The sequence below is a fragment of the Rhizobium sp. P2_G9 genome (assembly GCF_056403475.1).
The window spans coordinates 131,994-149,429 of sequence record NZ_JBFUFK010000002.1 but is presented as its reverse complement, the minus strand read 5'-3'; the positions used below and the strand labels follow the sequence as shown (position 1 = coordinate 149,429).

At 59.9% G+C, this 17,436-nt stretch carries 19 protein-coding genes and 1 pseudogene; 3 read left to right on the top strand and 17 right to left on the bottom strand.

The window, feature by feature from the left end:
* Window positions 1–4: 4 nt before the first annotated feature.
* From AC1DYF_RS02370 to sdhC, 15 genes are all read right to left on the bottom strand, one after another.
* The gene (locus AC1DYF_RS02370) at window positions 5–3,001 is read right to left on the bottom strand and encodes a 2-oxoglutarate dehydrogenase E1 component (RefSeq protein WP_477874848.1); all 2,997 of its coding nucleotides are present in this window, start codon (window positions 2,999–3,001) and stop codon (window positions 5–7) included.
* A 100-nt stretch (window positions 3,002–3,101) separates the two neighbouring features.
* Complete coding sequence (gene sucD / locus AC1DYF_RS02365; RefSeq protein ID WP_477874846.1) at window positions 3,102–4,004, bottom strand: succinate--CoA ligase subunit alpha; 903 nt, start codon at window positions 4,002–4,004, stop codon at window positions 3,102–3,104.
* 13 nt (window positions 4,005–4,017) lie between these two features.
* A complete protein-coding gene (locus AC1DYF_RS02360; protein ID WP_477874844.1) occupies window positions 4,018–4,509 on the bottom strand; it encodes a DUF1579 family protein in 492 nt (163 codons plus the stop codon).
* Window positions 4,506–4,808, bottom strand: coding sequence for a hypothetical protein (locus AC1DYF_RS02355; protein ID WP_477874842.1), 303 nt, complete (start codon window positions 4,806–4,808; stop codon window positions 4,506–4,508). Before AC1DYF_RS02355 ends, AC1DYF_RS02360 begins: the two co-directional genes overlap by 4 nt.
* Window positions 4,809–4,813: 5 nt before the next feature.
* Entirely contained in the window at window positions 4,814–6,007 is a 1,194-nt protein-coding gene (sucC, locus tag AC1DYF_RS02350; RefSeq protein WP_477874840.1) for an ADP-forming succinate--CoA ligase subunit beta, read from the bottom strand.
* Between the two features lie 35 nt (window positions 6,008–6,042).
* Window positions 6,043–7,005 (bottom strand): malate dehydrogenase, encoded by a 963-nt coding sequence (mdh, locus tag AC1DYF_RS02345; protein ID WP_477874838.1) that lies wholly within the window; start codon window positions 7,003–7,005, stop codon window positions 6,043–6,045.
* Window positions 7,006–7,203: 198 nt separating this feature from the next.
* Window positions 7,204–8,349 (bottom strand): cell division protein ZapE, encoded by a 1,146-nt coding sequence (gene zapE / locus AC1DYF_RS02340; RefSeq protein WP_477874836.1) that lies wholly within the window; start codon window positions 8,347–8,349, stop codon window positions 7,204–7,206.
* Between the two features lie 20 nt (window positions 8,350–8,369).
* On the bottom strand, window positions 8,370–8,912 hold the full coding sequence (locus tag AC1DYF_RS02335; protein ID WP_477874834.1) for an AprI/Inh family metalloprotease inhibitor: 543 nt from the start codon (window positions 8,910–8,912) through the stop codon (window positions 8,370–8,372).
* A gap of 80 nt (window positions 8,913–8,992) precedes the next feature.
* The gene (locus AC1DYF_RS02330) at window positions 8,993–9,817 is read right to left on the bottom strand and encodes a nucleotidyltransferase domain-containing protein (protein WP_477874832.1); all 825 of its coding nucleotides are present in this window, start codon (window positions 9,815–9,817) and stop codon (window positions 8,993–8,995) included.
* 5 nt (window positions 9,818–9,822) lie between these two features.
* Complete coding sequence (locus tag AC1DYF_RS02325) at window positions 9,823–10,602, bottom strand: succinate dehydrogenase iron-sulfur subunit (protein ID WP_477874831.1); 780 nt, start codon at window positions 10,600–10,602, stop codon at window positions 9,823–9,825.
* On the bottom strand, window positions 10,595–11,044 hold the full coding sequence (locus AC1DYF_RS02320) for a type II toxin-antitoxin system VapC family toxin (protein ID WP_477875127.1): 450 nt from the start codon (window positions 11,042–11,044) through the stop codon (window positions 10,595–10,597). Before AC1DYF_RS02320 ends, AC1DYF_RS02325 begins: the two co-directional genes overlap by 8 nt.
* Window positions 11,045–11,049: 5 nt before the next feature.
* The gene (locus AC1DYF_RS02315) at window positions 11,050–11,289 is read right to left on the bottom strand and encodes a FitA-like ribbon-helix-helix domain-containing protein (protein WP_477874829.1); all 240 of its coding nucleotides are present in this window, start codon (window positions 11,287–11,289) and stop codon (window positions 11,050–11,052) included.
* A 54-nt stretch (window positions 11,290–11,343) separates the two neighbouring features.
* Window positions 11,344–13,188, bottom strand: coding sequence for a succinate dehydrogenase flavoprotein subunit (gene sdhA / locus AC1DYF_RS02310; RefSeq protein WP_477874827.1), 1,845 nt, complete (start codon window positions 13,186–13,188; stop codon window positions 11,344–11,346).
* A gap of 6 nt (window positions 13,189–13,194) precedes the next feature.
* The gene (sdhD, locus tag AC1DYF_RS02305; RefSeq protein ID WP_477874825.1) at window positions 13,195–13,578 is read right to left on the bottom strand and encodes a succinate dehydrogenase, hydrophobic membrane anchor protein; all 384 of its coding nucleotides are present in this window, start codon (window positions 13,576–13,578) and stop codon (window positions 13,195–13,197) included.
* A gap of 10 nt (window positions 13,579–13,588) precedes the next feature.
* A complete protein-coding gene (gene sdhC, locus AC1DYF_RS02300) occupies window positions 13,589–13,981 on the bottom strand; it encodes a succinate dehydrogenase, cytochrome b556 subunit (RefSeq protein WP_477874823.1) in 393 nt (130 codons plus the stop codon).
* A gap of 330 nt (window positions 13,982–14,311) precedes the next feature.
* On the opposite strand from sdhC, the gene AC1DYF_RS02295 reads away from it, so the two are divergent.
* The 3 genes and pseudogenes from AC1DYF_RS02295 to AC1DYF_RS02285 all read left to right on the top strand — a co-directional run bounded on the left by AC1DYF_RS02295 (window position 14,312) and on the right by AC1DYF_RS02285 (window position 15,462).
* On the top strand, window positions 14,312–14,713 hold the full coding sequence (locus AC1DYF_RS02295; RefSeq protein ID WP_477874821.1) for a hypothetical protein: 402 nt from the start codon (window positions 14,312–14,314) through the stop codon (window positions 14,711–14,713).
* 89 nt (window positions 14,714–14,802) lie between these two features.
* The gene (locus AC1DYF_RS02290) at window positions 14,803–15,051 is read left to right on the top strand and encodes a plasmid stabilization protein (RefSeq protein WP_477874819.1); all 249 of its coding nucleotides are present in this window, start codon (window positions 14,803–14,805) and stop codon (window positions 15,049–15,051) included.
* Window positions 15,048–15,462: pseudogene (locus AC1DYF_RS02285) on the top strand (PIN domain-containing protein). Before AC1DYF_RS02290 ends, AC1DYF_RS02285 begins: the two are co-directional and overlap by 4 nt.
* On the opposite strand, the gene hisC reads toward AC1DYF_RS02285, so the two are convergent.
* Entirely contained in the window at window positions 15,463–16,518 is a 1,056-nt protein-coding gene (gene hisC, locus AC1DYF_RS02280) for a histidinol-phosphate transaminase (RefSeq protein ID WP_477874817.1), read from the bottom strand.
* Window positions 16,519–17,427, bottom strand: a complete 909-nt coding sequence (locus AC1DYF_RS02275; protein ID WP_477874815.1) for a polyprenyl synthetase family protein — start codon at window positions 17,425–17,427, stop codon at window positions 16,519–16,521.
* Between the last annotated feature and the right edge of the window lie 9 nt (window positions 17,428–17,436).

Below are 17,436 nucleotides of genomic sequence, written 5' to 3'. Positions count from 1 at the left end.
GTCCTCAGCTGCCGAGTGCGTCTTCGAGGAAAGCCGCGAGCTGCGCCAGATGCTTGGACATCAGGCCCGTCGCCGTCGAGGCAGCGGCCGRACGGCCGGTATAGCGCACCTGCTGGTACTTGGCGTCGATATGCGCCAGCACCCATTCCAGATATGGATCGATGAACGACCAGGCGCCCATATTTTTCGGCTCTTCCTGGCACCAGACCATTTCCGCATTGCGGAAGCGGCTGAGCTCGTTGATCAGCGCCTTGGCCGGGAACGGATAGAGCTGCTCGATGCGCAGCAGGTAGATGTCGTCGACGCCGCGCTTCTCACGTTCCTCCAGCAGGTCGAAATAGACCTTGCCGGTGCAGATCACCACACGGCGGATCTTCGAATCCTTCTGCAGCTTGATCGGGCCGTCCTTGATCACCTCGGCATCGTCCCAGAGCAGGCGATGGAACGAGGATTCACCGGCCAGTTCGGCAAGCGCGGAAACCGCCCGCTTATGACGCAGCAGCGACTTCGGCGTCATCAGGATCAGCGGCTTGCGGAAGTCGCGCTTCATCTGCCGGCGCAGGATATGGAAATAGTTGGCCGGCGTCGTGCAGTTGGCAACCTGCATGTTGTCTTCGGCACAGAGTTGGAGGAAGCGCTCCAGGCGAGCCGAAGAATGTTCAGGGCCCTGGCCTTCATAGCCATGCGGCAGCAGGCAGACGAGACCCGACATGCGCAACCACTTGCGTTCGCCCGAGGAGATGAACTGGTCGAACACCACCTGCGCGCCGTTGGCGAAGTCGCCGAACTGCGCTTCCCACAGCGTCAACGCATTCGGACGGGCCAGCGAATAGCCATATTCGAAGCCCAGCACCGCCTCTTCCGAGAGCATGGAGTTGATGACTTCATACTTGGCCTGGGTCGGCGACAGGTTGGCGAGCGGGATATAGCGCTCTTCCGTTTCCTGATCGTAGAGCACCGAGTGGCGCTGCGAGAAGGTGCCACGTTCGCAATCCTGGCCCGAGAGCCGGATCTTGTGGCCGTCGAGGCAGAGCGAGCCGAAAGCCAGCGCTTCCGCCGTCGCCCAGTCGATGCCTTCGCCGGTCTGGATCATCTGCGCCCGGTTTTCCATGAAACGCTGGATGGTCTTGTGGGCGTTGAAGCCTTCCGGGATCTCGGAAATCTTCTTGCCGATCTCCTTGAGTGTCTTCATCGGCATGGCAGTCTTGCCGCGGCGCTGCTCGTCGGCATTGTCGGCGGTGCGAAGACCCGACCAGACGCCGTCCAGCCAGTCGGCCTTGTTGGGCTTATAGGACTGGCCGGCCTCGAATTCCTGCTCGAGATTGGCGCGCCAGTCGGCCTTCATCTTTTCGAACTCGCCCTGGGTGATCAGGCCCTCGGCAATCAGGCGGTCAGCATAAATCTGCGCGACCGTCTTGTGCGAACGGATCACCTTGTACATCTTCGGCTGGGTGAAGGACGGCTCGTCGCCTTCATTGTGGCCGTAGCGGCGATAGCAGAACATGTCGATCACGACCGGCTTGTAGAACTTCATCCGGAATTCGATGGCGATCTTTGCGGCATAGACCACGGCTTCCGGATCGTCGCCATTGACGTGGAAGATCGGCGCCTCGATCATCTTGGCCGTATCCGACGGATAGGGCGACGAACGCGAGAAGGCCGGATTGGTGGTGAAGCCGATCTGGTTGTTGATGATGAAATGCATCGTGCCGGCGACGCGGTGGCCGCGCAGACCGGAAAGCCCGAGGATTTCCGCAATCACGCCTTGGCCGGCAAAGGCTGCATCGCCATGCAGCAGGAGCGGCAGCACCTTCGAGCGCTCCTTGAGCGGAATGATGTCGCCATCCCACTGGGTGGCAAGCTGGTCCTGCTTGGCGCGCGCCTTGCCCATGACGACCGGATCGACGATCTCGAGATGCGACGGGTTGGCGGTCAGCGACAGATGCACTTTGTTGCCGTCGAACTCGCGATCCGAAGAAGCGCCGAGATGGTACTTGACGTCACCCGAACCTTCGACATCGTCAGGCGCATAGGAGCCGCCCTTGAACTCATGAAATACGGCGCGATGCGGCTTGTGCATGACATTGGTCAGCACGTTGAGGCGGCCGCGATGGGCCATGCCGACCACGATCTCCTGCAGGCCGTCCTGGCCGCCGCGCTTGATGATCTGCTCCAGTGCCGGTATCAGCGACTCACTGCCGTCGAGGCCGAAACGCTTGGTGCCCTTGTACTTGACGTCGATGAACTGCTCGAAACCTTCGGCCTCGATCAGCTTGGAAAGGATGGCCTTCTTGCCGTTCGGGGTGAAATCCACGCCCTTGTCCGGGCCTTCGATGCGCTCCTGGATCCACGACTTGATCTCCGGATCGGAGATGTGCATGAACTCGACGCCGAGCGTCGAGCAATAGGTACGCTCAAGAATCTCGATCATCTGGCGCACGGTCGCATATTCAAGACCGAGCACGTTGTCGATGAAGATCTTGCGGTCCATGTCCTCCGGGCCGAAGCCGTAATTGGAGGGCGACAGTTCATGATAGTCCTCGACCGGGGCAGCGATGCCGAGCGGGTCGAGCTTGGCATGCAGGTGGCCGCGCATGCGATAGGCACGGATCATCATGATGGCGCGCACAGAATCGCGCGCCGCGCGCTCGATCTCCTGCGGGCTGACGGCCTGGCCTGCCGCAGCCGGCGCCAGCGCTGCCTTGGCTTCGAGCTTCTTGGTAACCGCCTTCTCCACCGTGGGCCAGTCGCCATCGAGCGCACTGACCAGTTCGCCGTTCATCGGCACCGGCCAGTTCTTCTTCTGCCAGGAGGCGCCCTTGGCCGCCTTGGAAATGTCGGAGGGACTATCCTCAAGCGCCTTGAAGAACTGCTGCCATTCCTGCGTCACGGACGACGGATCGTCCTGATAGCGGGCATAGAGCTGCTCGATATAATGCGCATTGGCGCCATCGAGGAACGATGTCGCCGCAAACTGCTGGTTGGCCTCTTGCCTTGCCATGTTTCCAATGCGGAGATCTTCTCCGCCTCCTTTTAATTGCCGCTGCCGGGACTGCCGGCAGAGATTGCGAAGGCGGGACCTTTGTCCCGCCTCATGATGTTCAGCCCTTGAGCACTTCGACCAGGGTCTTGCCGAGACGCGCCGGCGAAGGCGACACGCGGATGCCCGCCGATTCCATCGCCGCGATCTTGTCTTCCGCGCCGCCCTTGCCGCCGGAAATGACTGCGCCGGCATGGCCCATCGTGCGGCCGGGAGGAGCGGTGCGGCCGGCGATGAAGCCGACCATCGGCTTCTTGCGACCCTTCTTGGCTTCGTCCTTGAGGAACTGCGCCGCGTCCTCTTCGGCCGAGCCGCCGATTTCGCCGATCATGATGATCGACTTGGTTTCGTCGTCAGCGAGGAACATTTCGAGCACGTCGATGAATTCGGTGCCCTTGACGGGGTCGCCACCGATGCCGACGGCGGTCGTCTGGCCGAGGCCCTCGTTCGAGGTCTGGAAAACTGCCTCATATGTAAGCGTTCCCGAGCGGGAAAGAACCCCCACCGAACCCTTCTTGAAGATGTTGCCGGGCATGATGCCGATCTTGCATTCGTTCGGCGTCAGCACGCCCGGGCAGTTCGGCCCGATCAGCCGCGACTTGGACGCGTTGAGCCGGGCCTTGACCTTGACCATGTCCTGCACAGGAATGCCTTCGGTGATGCAGACGATCAAAGGGATATCGGCATCGATCGCTTCGATGATCGCGGCGGCAGCACCTGCCGGCGGCACATAGATGACCGACGCATTGGCGCCGGTGACGTCCCTGCCCTCGGCGACCGACTTGAAGATGGGCAGAGTCTCGCCCTTGGCGCCGGTCCAGGTTTCCCCGCCCTTAGACGGGTGAATGCCGCCGACCATTTTCGTGCCGTGATAGGCAAGCGCCTGCTCGGTATGGAACGTGCCGGTCTTGCCGGTCAGGCCCTGCACGAGAACCTTGGTATCTTTGTTGATCAGGATGGACATTCAGACTTCGCCTTTAGGAGTGATTGGAAGAAACGGAACGGGCGCGGCGATAACGACCGCTGACCACGTCCTGCCATGTGTCGCTGCCGGCGGGCGCGAAGGACACGCTCATCCGGTAGCAGTCTGCATTCTCGAATTGATAGACGGTGCGCTGGCGGCCGCGCGGCGATGTTCTGGTGAAGACCAGAGCCTCGTCCCGCCATTCACCCGATGCAGGCGAGGGCGGCACGAAGCCGATCGAGTCGAACTGGTAGAGCTTGTAGCTCTCGTCCGACGGATCGAAGCCCAGCACGTTGCGCGATTCGAAGCTCACCGCGCCGTCGCGCGTCTGCCGATAGCGCTGCTCGACGAAAAAACCGTCGAATAGGCTTTCGGCGTCGACGCTTGCGGTGGCTTCGCCTGCCGCTGTCCAGGCTGATCCCGCCACGCGCTCTTCACCTTCCCAGCGGCCGGCAAAGGCCGCCAGGCGGAGATGCTGAGCTGTTGGGGGAAGCGGGGACGTCATGACTTGGCGCTCCGCGCATTTTTCATGGGCAGAACCATCCACAAGCTCACTGCGGCACCTATGACCCAAATGGCACCGAAGAGACAGAAAGATGCGACTGCGCCGTTGCCTTCCGATTCACCGAACCTTGCGTAGGTTTCGGTTACTTCGGAACAAGCCCAGAGTATGCCGGCCACGAGGATGGTCAGTACGACAAGACTTGCGATCAATCTGTTCAGCCCCAGGCGACATGCTTGAGCGACCAGCAGCATGACTGCTGGAGGCCCAAACACGATCGAGGCAAAGAACAGTTGATCCACGACACTCAGCCCTTGACCGCCTTGACGATCTTCTGGGCGGCGTCATCGAGATCGTCGGCCGGAATGACGTTCAGGCCGCTATCGCGAATGATCTGCTTGCCCAATTCGACATTGGTGCCTTCGAGGCGCACGACGAGCGGAACCTCAAGTCCGACTTCCTTGACGGCAGCGATCACGCCTTCGGCGATGACGTCGCATTTCATGATGCCGCCGAAGATGTTGACCAGGATGCCCTTCACCGCCGGATCGGCCGTGATGATCTTGAACGCCGCCGTCACCTTCTCCTTGGTCGCGCCGCCGCCGACATCGAGGAAGTTCGCCGGCTCGGCGCCATAGAGCTTGATGATGTCCATCGTTGCCATGGCAAGGCCGGCGCCATTGACCATGCAGCCGATATTGCCGTCGAGCGCGACATAGGCGAGGTCATATTTATGCGCCTCGATTTCCTTGTCGTCCTCTTCCGTCTGGTCGCGCAGTTCCTGCACGTCCGGATGGCGGAACAGCGCATTGCCGTCGAACGACACCTTGGCGTCGAGGACGCGCACACGGCCGTTCTTCATGACGATCAGCGGGTTGACTTCGAGCAGGCTCATGTCCTTCTCGACGAAGGCCTTGTAGAGCACCGGGAAGAGCTTTGCCGCATCAGCCGCCGCTTCGCCCGAGAGCTTCAGCGCATCCGAGAGCGCCTTGATATCGGCATCCGTCACGCCGGCCGCAGGCTCGATCGCCACGGTGACGATCTTTTCCGGCGTGTCATGCGCCACGGTTTCGATATCCATGCCGCCTTCGGTCGAAACGACGAAAGCGTTCTTGCCGACCGAACGGTCGACCAGGATCGAGAGATAGAGCTCGCGGTCGATATCGGCGCCATCCTCGATATAGAGGCGGTTGACCTGCTTGCCGGCCGGGCCGGTCTGCTTGGTCACCAGCGTGTGGCCGAGCATTTCGTTGGTATTGGTGACGACCTCTTCGATCGTCTTGGCCAGCCGCACACCGCCCTTAGCGTCCGGGCCGAGCTCCTTGAACTTGCCCTTGCCGCGACCGCCGGCGTGGATCTGGCTCTTGACCACGTAAAGCGGGCCGGGGAGCTTCTTGGCCGCAGCCTCCGCTTCGCCGGCCTTGAAGACGGGTACGCCGTCGGCCACCGGAGCCCCAAAACCCTTGAGCAGGGCCTTGGCCTGATATTCATGGATATTCATGGATCTATCCTGTCGGAAATGACGTTTGAAGAGGCTTATTTCAGGCTGGGAGCAATGCCGACGCAGGCGTCGCAAAGGCCCTGGACGGCGGCGACGGACTTCTCGAAGGCAGCCTTTTCCGCGCCGTTGAACTCGACCTCAATAATGCGCTCGACGCCACCGGCGCCGATCACGGTCGGCACACCGACATACATGTCCTTGACGCCATATTGGCCGGTCAGATGCGCGGCACAGGGCAGAACGCGCTTCTTATCCTTGAGGAAGGATTCGGCCATCATGATTGCAGCCGCTGCCGGGGCATAAAAGGCAGAGCCGGTCTTGAGTAGGCCAACGATCTCGGCGCCGCCGTCACGGGTGCGCTGGATGATTTCTTCCAGGCGCTCCTTGGTGACCCAGCCCATGCTGACGAGATCCGGCAGCGGAATGCCGCCAACGGTCGAGTAGCGGGCGAGCGGCACCATCGTATCGCCATGGCCGCCGAGCACGAAGCCGGTGACGTCCTCGACGGAAACGTTGAATTCCTGCGCCAGAAAATAGCGGAAACGGGCCGAATCAAGCACGCCGGCCATGCCGACGACCATGTTCTTCGGCAGGCCTGAGAATTTCTGCAGCGCCCAGACCATGGCGTCGAGCGGATTGGTGATGCAGATCACGAAAGCGTTCGGGGCATATTTCTTGATGCCGGCGCCGACCTGTTCCATGACCTTGAGATTGATGCCGAGCAGATCGTCGCGGCTCATGCCCGGCTTGCGCGGCACGCCGGCGGTGACGATGCAGACATCGGCGCCTTCGATGGCCGAATAATCGCTCGCACCATGATAGTTGGCGTCGAAACCATCGACCGGAGAGGATTCGGCAATATCGAGACCCTTGCCCTGGGGAATGCCATCAGCAATGTCGAACAGAACCACATCGCCCAGTTCCTTCATGCCAGCGAGATGCGCCAACGTGCCGCCGATCATGCCCGAACCGATGAGTGCGATTTTCTTACGCGCCATGAGAAATGTCCTTCAACGTTTATTAGACCGCAGGAGACTGATTTGCGCTTTCAGGGTCCCGATGGGCCGATGGCGTAGACCCAAAAGGTGAATAATTCAACCGGTAAATTTGGAGCGAACAAATTCAATCGGTTAGATCATTATTTTCTTACGTAAACGTCAATTATTTTCGTGATTTTATAATACGAATGTCACAAATCAATGGCATTCGGCGAGATAATCGGCACTGCGCATTTCAAAAAGTCGTGAGACCGTGCGGTCGAACTCGAAACCCTCGTGGCCGCGCCTGACCGGCAGCAATTCTTCAGGCATGACGGCGGCTGAGGCAATCAGTCGCACATGATGATCGTAGAGCGTATCGATGAGATTGATGAAGCGCTTCGTCGGACTGCGCATCTCTGTCGTCAAGACCGGAATGTGCTCGATGACGATGTTCTTGTAGCGCGCCACGATCGCCAGATAGTCGGTCGCACCGAGCGGCGCCTCGCACAGGTCCTTGAAGGTGAAACGGGCGGCACTGGCCGCCGCTTGCGGCACCAGGATCTGCCGGCCCTTCATCTCGATCGTCTCGGAACGGGATTTCGCCCCCTCCGTCAGTTCATGCCAGGCCTGCTCGATGCGCGTATCGTTGAGCCCATCGATCGGCACCAGCCAGACCGGCAGGCTGCGGGTCTTTTCCAGCCGGTAGTCGGTCGGCGTGTCGAGTGAGACGATATCGACATAGCGCTTCATCAGATCGACGAAGGGCAGGAAGAGCTGCCGGTTCAATCCGTCGCGATAGAGATCGTCCGGCGCCACGTTCGAGGTGGCGATCAGCACCGCGCCGAGCCGGAAAAGCTCGGTGAACAAGCGCGATAGAATCATCGCGTCGGCGATGTCGGTGACGGAAAATTCGTCGAAGCAGAGGAGGATCGCCTCTTCATAGAGGCTCGCGGCCACCGGCGGCATCGGATCAGCCTGCTTTGTGTCGCCATTCTTCAGTCGCTGGCGATGCGCGGCAATGCGATTGTGCACATCGGCCATGAATTCGTGGAAATGTGCCCGCCGCTTGCGTTGGATCGGCGCGACTTCGAAGAACGTATCCATCAGCATGGTCTTGCCGCGCCCGACGCTGCCGTGGATATAGAGCCCACGCACCGGCTCTTCGATCTTGCGCTGAGAGGCGAACAGCCAGCCAAGCACCGAGGATTTGGCTGCCGGCTGTCGTGACTTCAGGGTGGAGAGAACCGTGTCCAGCTTCCTGGCGATGGCGAATTGCTGCGCATCACGCTGCAAATCGCCATCCGCCACCATTTTCTCCAGGCGCTCGACGACGCTCTGGGAATAGTCAGGCGGAGCCAGCATCTGCAAGATCCATGTGATGATTAGCGGGAAAGGCTGACCGTCTGGCCGGAGGTGAGTGCGCCATCAAGGCGGTTGTCGGCGGTCTTGTAGAACCGCGCCAGGGGATTTCCGTTGCGATCCTTGAGGGTCACCTGCTTGCCGTCGACTTCCCAGGAGCCCATGCTGGCAAGCGGGCCGACGCAGCCGCGCGTGCCGCCGCGCGAGCCGGAGCCAAGGTTGGTCAGCGTCAGGAACATGTCGCAGGTGGTGCCGCCATTGTTGACCTTCCAGCCACCAACCAGCGATTCTTTCTTGATGTCCTGCGCGTTGGCCGCCACTTGCATATTGGCGTTGGCGTTCTGGTTCTGCGACAGCGTCTGGTCGGTTGCCGGCTTCTGCGGGAATTGCGACGAGTCGGTCGATGTCGACGGATCGGGCAGGTTGTTGGATTGGACGGGCTGCACCGGCTGGGCTTCAAGCGGCTGTGGCTTGGTACCCGTATCGATGTCATCCATCCGGTCGCTGGCGCATCCCGTCAGCATGAGCGCGATCGACACCGCACCGACAGCGAAAGAAACCCGCATCCCCAACTCCTTGAAACTCGAAAAACCCGGCAGTTCTCACAACCGGGAAAATATGGCGGAATTAGCGTAAGACAGTATGGTTAACAAGTCGTAACCCCTGCCGGAACGCCATATTCCATCACGGTTCTATGATAGAAACGCTCCGCCAAGGCAAAGCGTTCTTTGGTTTTTGCCGAACTGACCGCTGGCCTTTTTGCCAGTGCCTGATGGCGATTCAATGTCTGGTTCAGATACTCACCCAGAAGCGGCGGCACCGGTCCCGTTCCCATTTCACGTGTTCGCGCCTTCGCCTCGACCATGGACGTGACGAGGTCGAGGAGATCGGACTTGATCGTCACACCGCGAAGCAGGCCAGCCAAATCCATTGGCGGGAGTTCGCGAAAACCGTGCTCTTCCATATATTGCAACGAAAGCGCCGGGCGAAGCGCATAGAACAGTTTCTTCAGCTTGATGTCACCATCTTCAGACGAAAAGAGATGATGCCAGAGCAGTCCTCGATAATGTCGGGCAACGAGAAGTGGCTCGGTAATCAGATCGAGCAGCGCGCGAAGAGCAACACGGAAGCCGCTTGCCTCTTCATAGACATGCGGCGAGGTCACCCATTCGTGGATCACAGCATTGCCCTTGAGCGCGAGAAGCAGCGCTTTGCGCAAATCCCAGCCACCGGCATCGATCTCGCCTTCGATCGGAAACTCGATCACATCACGCTGGACATGCAGCACCAAATGGGCATCTGCCGGCCAGACATAGACGAAGCGGCAGTCATAATCGCTATCCGGCGATGGAAAGCCCCAGGCGCGACTGCCGCTTTCGATCGCATACAGGATCGTCACGCCGCTCTGGCGCACCCGGTCCAGCCGCGTCCGGATTTCAGCGACCGCTGTCGGATCAAATCCATCGAGCATGCGGCTCAGACCCGGCGCTCCACCATCATCTTCTTGATCTCGGCAATCGCCTTGGCGGGGTTGAGCCCCTTCGGGCAGGCCTGGGCACAGTTCATGATCGTGTGGCAGCGATAGAGCCGGAAAGGATCTTCGAGATTGTCGAGACGCTCGCCCTTGGCTTCGTCGCGGCTGTCGATCAGCCAGCGATAGGCCTGCAGCAGCACGGCGGGGCCGAGATAGCGATCGCCGTTCCACCAATAGCTCGGACAGGAAGTCGAGCAGCAGGCGCAGAGGATGCATTCATAGAGGCCATCGAGCTTGAGGCGATCCTCGTGGCTCTGCTTCCACTCCTTGGCCGGCTCAGGCGATACCGTCTTCAGCCAGGGCTCGATCGAGCGGTGCTGGGCGTAGAAATTGTTGAGGTCCGGGATGAGGTCCTTGACGACAGGCATGTGCGGCAGCGGGTAAATCTTCACCGTGCCCTTGATCTCGTCCATGCCCTTGGTGCAGGCGAGCGTGTTGGTCCCGTCGATATTCATCGCACAGGAGCCGCAAATGCCCTCGCGACAGGAGCGGCGGAAGGTCAGCGTCGGGTCGATCTTGTTCTTGATATAGATGAGCGCATCGAGCACCATCGGCCCGCAATCATCGACATCGATATAGTAAGTATCGATTGTCGGGTTCTTGCCGTCGTCCGGCGACCAGCGATAGATGCGATATTCTCGGACATTTTTTGCGCCCTGCGGCTTCGGCCAGGTCTTGCCGTCCGACATCGTCGAATTCTTGGGGAGAGCGAGTTCAACCATTTTCGTTTTCCTGTCCGTTGGCAAGAGCGTCTCTAGCCACGTTCAAATCTAATATCCTGTCACCAAAGCCGGCGATTTTCGCCTTGCCTATGAATTTTATGTCACTTGTGACCAGCTTGGCATCCTTGTCCATCAACGCATGCGCCAGATACATACAGTCATATACGGAGTGGTCGAGTGACTGAGACAAGACAAATCCCGCTTCCACAAGATCAACCGATGGAACCAGCCGATCAAAGAAGTAACGCAAGTTATTCACGGCATTCAACGCCTGCGCATCTTTCAGCTCACCGGTGCGAACCTTCCGCTGCAATACATTTGCGGCTTCAGCGATGACGAGCTCCGGCGCCGTTCGTTCAAGTCTTGGATCGACCAGAGACCGTGCAGCCTCAAAGCCGTCCTCTTCAACGAACCATTTAATTGCAACAGAGGTATCGATCACCAGCTTCAATTGCCACGAATCTCACGCAACAATTCAACACTGTCAGTCTGCTTCACATCCTTCGGTGTCATCGCCGCGATGCGCGCAGCAAGCGCTGGAAGGTCTTCGCGTCGCGGAGGTTCAGGCAGCGCTGCGTGCAACAAGGCTTCGACTTCCTGTTCGATAGAGCGATTGTGCTGACGGGCGAGATCAGAAATACGAGTCAACAGACTTTCATCATCAATCTTTATATGCATTTCACCCATTGTATCGCTCCGATATCAGCTTCCTATGCTCTTGAGGATATCATCTACGCTCGCTCAATACACCCGCGCCTTCGGCTCGATTTTGTGCGGATCGATACCCTCGGCGATCAGGTCCTTGTGCACCGGCCGATAATCCAGTTTCACATCGCCCACATCGTTGACCCAGGCGAGCGTGTGCTTGCGCCAGTTCTCGTCGTCGCGGCCACCGAACTTGCCTTCGGTATAGTCCTCGCGGGCATGCGAGCCGCGGCTTTCCTTGCGCGCCTCGGCGCCGTAGACCGTGGTGATCGCGTTGGCCATCAGGTTTTCGAGTTCCAGCGTTTCCACCAGGTCCGAATTCCAGATCATCGAGCGGTCGGTGACCTTGATATCCGGCAGCTCCTTCCAGATGGCGCTGATGCGCTTGCAGCCCGATTCCAGCGATTCCTGGGTACGGAACACGGCGGCGTCTTCCTGCATGGTGCGCTGCATCTTTTCGCGCAACACAGCCGTCGGCGTGCTGCCGCTGGCGTAACGCAGGCGGTCGAAGCGCTCCATGATCTTGTCGCAGGCGGCGATATTGAGATGCGGGATCGGCTCTTCGCGATTGATCACCTCACCGGCTCGGATTGCCGCTGCGCGGCCGAACACGACCAGGTCGATCAGCGAATTGGAACCAAGCCGGTTGGCGCCATGCACCGAGGCGCAGCCGGCTTCGCCGACAGCCATCAGGCCGGGAAGGATACGTTCCGGGTTGGCGCTGTCGGCATTGAGCATCTCGCCGAAGTAATTGGTCGGGATGCCGCCCATATTGTAATGCACCGTCGGCAGGACCGGGATGGGCTCGCGCGTCACGTCGACGCCGGCGAAGATACGCGCCGATTCCGAAATGCCCGGCAGGCGTTCATGCAGCACGGCCGGGTCGAGATGGTCGAGATGCAGGAAGATATGGTCCTTGTTCTTGCCGACGCCGCGACCTTCGCGGATTTCCAAGGTCATGCAGCGTGAAACGACGTCGCGCGAGGCAAGATCCTTGGCGGTCGGTGCATAGCGCTCCATGAAGCGCTCGCCCTCGGAATTGACGAGGTAACCGCCTTCACCACGCGCGCCCTCGGTGATCAGACAGCCGGCGCCGTAGATACCGGTCGGATGGAACTGCACGAATTCCATGTCCTGTAGCGGCAGGCCTGCGCGCGCCACCATGCCGCCGCCGTCGCCGGTGCAGGTATGCGCCGAGGTGGCGGAGAAATAAGAGCGGCCATAGCCGCCCGTCGCCAGCACCACCATCTTAGCCGAAAAACGATGGATCGTGCCGTCATCGAGGTTCCAGGCGACGACGCCGGTGCAGCGGCTGCCATCTTCGGACATGATCAGGTCGAGAGCGAAATATTCGACGAAGAATTCAGCATTGTTCTTCAGCGACTGGCCATAGAGCGTGTGCAGGATGGCATGGCCGGTGCGGTCGGCGGCAGCGCAGGTGCGCTGCACCGGCGGGCCTTCGCCATAATTCTGCATATGGCCGCCGAACGGACGCTGATAGATGCGGCCATCCTCGGTGCGCGAGAACGGCACGCCATAATGCTCGAGTTCATAAACCGCCTTCGGCGCTTCCATGACCATATACTGCATGGCGTCAACGTCGCCGAGCCAGTCCGAGCCCTTGACGGTGTCGTAGAGATGCCACTGCCAGCTGTCCGGCGTCATGTTCTTGAGCGATGCGGCGATGCCGCCCTGGGCCGCGACCGTATGCGAGCGAGTCGGAAAAACCTTGGTGATACAGGCGGTCTTAAACCCCTGTTCGGCCATGCCGAGCGTGGCGCGCAGGCCGGCGCCGCCGGCACCGACGATCACCACATCATAAGAGTGGTCGACATAGTTGTACGCCTTGCCGCCTTGGGCTGGGGAGGAAACGGAAGCCATGATGAATTATCCTGCGAAGCCGGTCTTCAGCACGGCGAAAAGACAGAGTGCGCCGACGACGACGGTGAAGAATGTGTTGAGCATCAGGCACACGACCTTAGCGCCCTCGTGGTGAACGTAGTCCTCGATGATCTCCTGCATGCCGATGCGCATGTGGACGAGGCCCGAAATTACCACAAGGCCCATCAGCACTGCGACGAACGGATTGCCGAGCGCCGCTCGAATCTGCGCATAGGATGAGTTGGTGTGAGCGATGACGAAAATGACGAAGAAGATGATCAGCGGCACATTGGCGGCGGCCGTCAGCCGCTGGCGCCAGAAGTGATCCGTGCCTTCCTTGGCGGAGCCGAGCCCGCGAACCTTGCCGAGCGGCGTGCGCATATCGACCATTTTGGGCTCCCTAGCGAACGAGATAGCCGATGATCCAGAGGATCACGGTGATGATCGGCGCGGCAATGAAGGTTGCCTTCGCCAGCAGGGTGGTGAAATGTTTCTCAAAACCATAGCCGAGGTCCCACATGAAGTGGCGCAGCCCGCCGAGCATGTGCTGCACCAGCGCCCAGGTGAAGCCGAACAGGACGAGCCGGCCGACGATCGAGCCGAACACCCATTGCGCGGCGTTATAGTATCCCTCGCCCGAGGCGATGGCGATCAGCCACCAGGCGACCAGCACGGTGCCGAAATAGAGCGCTCCACCGGTAATGCGATGGAAGATCGAGGCGGCCATGGTGGGGATAAATTTGTAGACTTGAAGGTGCGGAGAAAGCGGGCGGTTATTTGCGGCATTCGCCATAGGGGGAACTCCCGGGCAATGTCTGTGCCGGAGAGCCGGCACAAGGAGGCTGCAACACACGGCAAGCAAGCTTATGTGCATTGCGTCAAAACGGTGTTTAATCGCGTGAATGCGCCGCGGCAAGCCCTGCCAAACACGTATCTCGGATTTAATCGATTATTTTATTCCACTTCTTTCAACGACTTCACGACGGCCGTTAACCTTTTGCTAAAGTGCTGTGAAAGCGCAGCTTTCCGGCATTGATTCAATCGCGAACTCAGTGTTAACCTTTTGTTAACGATTACGCTGCTGCTCGTCCCGCGCAGCGGATCGGAACCGGGAGGTCTGGCCATGTTTTCGCGTTCCAAAACCCTGATTGCTCTGTCGACGCTGCTGCTCGCGACCGCCCTGGCTTCAGGCGCCACCGCCGGCGATCACCGCTACCGCATCCACCGGATCAAGCACGTCTCGATCCGCCATGTGACGATCAAGAACGCTGTCCGCATCATCGACCGCCGCACAATCGTCAACGCCAACAACAATCGCTTGCCCTATCGCGCGCCCGGCGAGGTCAACACCTATTCCGGCGGCATCGACATCTATTCCCGCGACAATGTCGGTTCTTGGTCCTATGGCACCGAACGCGCGCCGGCCGATCTGGTCGCAACGGGTGTAACGCTCAAGATCATCGATATGACGAACGGCAAGAACGACTGCAGCATGGAGCACGGCGTCTGCGTCATTCGGCCGTAGCCATCACTACGGTTGGGTGGTCTTGCGCTAGGACAGTCGAGGTGTCATTTTAGCTGGCATCACACTTGTCATGCTGGAGGAGAGATGGAATGACCCAACACCAGCTTTCCATTAACAGCGCCCGAGCCATTGATATTGCAGAGCGACTTGCTCGGCAGGAGAACCGCTCTGTTGCCGAGATTGTCGAAAGAGCGCTTGAAGCCTACGAAAGCCTCGAATCGGAAAGGGAACCGGCCTCGTTGTTTTATGCGAGGTTGACCAGGGATAGCGGCAGCGATGTCGATCTGGACGCACTGATCGCCGAGAGTCGAAAACCTCATAAAGGGATAGATCTTTGATCTTCCTTGATACTAATGTAGTTTCCGAAACTTTGAAGAAAGCCCCAGACCCTAAGGTGGTTACTTGGCTTATACACAATGATGCGCAGCTTGCTTTGTCGACAATCGTGATCGCCGAAATCTCCTATGGAATCGAGAAAATTCACCCCGATCAGCGAGCTCGGAGACTCGAGCAGGGATTGACTGGCTGGCGGCAACGGTTCGCCAATCGGATATTCGGTTTCACTGAAGACGCGGCCCTGGCCTACGGCAACATCATGGGGGCTGCTTCGAGAAGAGGCGCCGGCCTATCTTGTGCAGGACGGCATGATCGCTGCAATCGTTCTTGTTAACGGTGGTCGTTTGGCAACCCGCAATCTCAAAGATTTTCGCGCGGCGCAGATCGACGCGATCTCACCATGGGATGCCTGATCAGACGATCTCGTCGATCGCCTCGATCAGCCGGTCGCATTCCTCCGCCGTGCCGATCGAAATCCTTAGGAAATCCGAAATCCGCGGCTTGGCGAAATGCCGGACCAGCACGGATTTCTCCCTCAGCGCCGCCGCCAGCTTTGCTCCTTCATGTCCCGGGTGCCGTGCGAAGACGAAATTTGCCGCTGAAGGCAGCACGTCGAAGCCGCGCTGCCTGAGCGCGCCAGTCACCCGATCGCGCGACTCCATCACCTTGCGGCGTGTCTCGTCGAACCACGTGACATCCTCGATCGCAGCCGTAGCACCCGCTTCGGCAAGCCGGTCGATCGGATAGGAATTGAAACTGTCCTTGACCCGCTCCAGGGCCTCGATCAGCGGCCGTTGCCCGATGGCGAAGCCGACGCGCATGCCGGCAAGGGAACGCGATTTCGACAGCGTGTGGACGACCAGCAGATTGTCGTATCGGCGCGTCAGCGGCACAGCGCTTTCGCCGCCGAAATCGATATAGGCCTCGTCGATCACCGCAGGCACGTCAGGATGCGCTGCAACAAGCGTTTCCACTTCGCTCAGCGTCAAGGCAATGCCGGTCGGCGCGTTCGGATTGGCGAGAATGATCGCGCCGCAATCCTCATCGTAGTCTTCCAGGCGAATGCGGAAATCCTCGCCGAGCGGGATTGGCCGCGCTTCGATACCGTAGAGCAGGCAATAGACCGGATAGAAGCTGTAGGTGATATCCGGATAATAAAGTGGCCGTTCGTGCTTCAGGAGCGCCTGGAAGGTGTGAGCGAGCACTTCGTCCGAGCCATTGCCGACAAAGACCTCATCCAGCGCAACGTGGTGCAGATCGGCAATCGCCTGCCTGAGCCGGGTCGAGGCTGGATCGGGATAGAGCCGCAGCCGGTCGCCGGCCTCCGCAGCGATTGCCGCAATTGCTTTCGGCGACGGGCCGTAAGGATTCTCGTTGGTATTGAGCTTGACGAGATTCTGGATGCGCGGCTGCTCGCCAGCGACATAGGGCTTCAGCGAGGAGACGATCGGCGACCAGAATTTGCTCATTTATTTTTCCCGGGTGGCGACATAGCTTGCGAACGTAATCAGCATATCTGCCTGCTCGCCCCAGGGCGAAAGCACGCTCTGCGCCTCCGCAACAAGGTCCGCAAGCCGGCCCCTTGCCCAGTCCAGGCCGCGGATCGACGGCAATGTCGCCTTGCCACGCGCTGCATCCTTGCCGGCCGCTTTGCCGAGCGTGGCGCTGTCGGCCGTGAGATCGAGCAGGTCGTCGCGCAGCTGGAAGGCCAGGCCGACGATCTCGCCAAAACGCACCATACGGCCGCGCTCTTCCGAATCGGCACCGGCGATGATGGCACCCGATTCAGCGGCAAAACGGATGAGGGCACCGGTCTTCATCGATTGCATGACCGTCGTTTCGGCCTCGCCTAGCCCACCTTTTTCTGCTTCGAGATCAAGCGCCTGTCCGCCGGCCATGCCGCCTGGCCCGGCGGCGCGTGCGAGAAGAAGCGTCAGCTCCAGCTTACGCTTTGCCGGCAGATCCGTTTCCGGCGCGGTCAGAATATCGAAGGCGTAGGTCAGCAGGCTGTCGCCGGCGAGGATCGCCGCCGCCTCGTCGAAGGCCTTGTGCACGGTCGGCTTGCCGCGACGGAAATCGTCATCGTCCATCGCCGGCAGGTCGTCATGGATCAGCGAATAGCAGTGAATGCATTCGAGCGCCGCCGCGACACGCAGCGCCACAGCCTTGTCGCCACCGAACAGCGCAGCGCTTTCGATCACCAATGCCGGCCGCATGCGCTTGCCGCCGTTGAGCACGCCATGACGCATGGCGGCGAACAGCCGCTCCGGCCGGACGATCTCGCCATCCCGCTGGATCGCAGACAAAAGATCAGCCAGCAGCGCCTCGACGGCTGCCGCATGCGCCTTCAGTCTCTCGAAAAATTCCGCGTCCTGCATGCCCGCTCT